Genomic DNA, 1,076 nt, shown 5'->3' on the forward strand with positions numbered 1-1,076 from the left:
CCAGGCGGGAAGTTTGGCGGGCGGCAAGGGAACGATGTCGTTAATTTCGGGGACTGTGGGATTGGCATAGGACCAGCCCCCTAAGAGTTTGCTAATCTGCTTATAGCGTTCTGCTCGGTCTAAATCTTCATTTTGGGCTAGATAGTACATGCGATTATCTGATTTAGGCCCGAGAAAACCCTTGCTCAAAAATGATGCCGCAGTTTCATTTCCTGCTGCTGCGCCAAGTTGGAATGCTTCTAACGCTTCCCTATAAATTTCACTTTCTGATAAATCAACCCCTAATGAGACTGCCGCATCACCGTTACCTTGTTTAGCCGCGCATCGACGCATCTCCCGGGCCACATCAAGCGCAACATTGGATGCTTCAAGTTTTTCAGCCAAATAACCTTGGGCTTGCGCACTTCCCTCGTCTGCAGCTTTTCGATAGTAACGCAGTGCCATTTCCGAATCCTGCTGCAGCCCTGCAACGCCCCGCTGCAGGTAGGTGGCAATTAAATAATATCCAGTTGCAACTTTCGCATCGATCAACTGCTGACTGAGCCGCAGTGCCTCATCACCTCTTAGATTGAATTGTCCTCGCGCTGTGCCATTCTGAAGATTTACGTTGGCTTTGTAGTGGTTATTCTCGGACGCAATACGGTAAAGACGTTCGATCTCAGTATCGACCGTATTGTCCTGCTTGAGCTGATTGTTTTTTTGTAACCAGCGCGCATACTGAAAGAGAAGATCTGTATCTGCAGATGCTAACGGAATTTTTTCATAACTACAGATAAATTCAAGCTTGGAGCTTACGTTTTTCAAAGTATCCAACTGAGTACCCTTTGTTCGTAACGATATGGCATTGGCGGCGCTACAGGCAATTAGTAGCATACTGAAAAGCAGAAAATTTAGACGCATTAATCAAGATCCTTGTAACTGGCTTCGCCATAATGAAATTCTACGAGAGAAGCGTAGGGAGCCTTGTTTTTTGGACGTAGCCATTTATTTCTGTTTATAATTTCGCTCCACGAGTTGAATGCTTCTTCTGGATCATCCTGCGCCCCCAGATTGTTCGTATGCAGCCCCCACAACCT

The 1,076-nt window shown here is 46.5% G+C and carries 1 protein-coding gene; it reads right to left on the bottom strand.

All coding sequences use genetic code 11. The annotated features are described in order from the left end of the window. Window positions 1-900 (bottom strand): DUF6396 domain-containing protein (locus tag ALP40_RS08960; protein WP_147478305.1); only part of this gene is annotated, 900 nt, incomplete at its 3' end. Between the last annotated feature and the right edge of the window lie 176 nt (window positions 901-1,076).

Source organism: Pseudomonas viridiflava, from assembly GCF_003702045.1.
In the GTDB taxonomy this organism is placed as follows: Bacteria; Pseudomonadota; Gammaproteobacteria; order Pseudomonadales; family Pseudomonadaceae; genus Aquipseudomonas; species Aquipseudomonas viridiflava_C.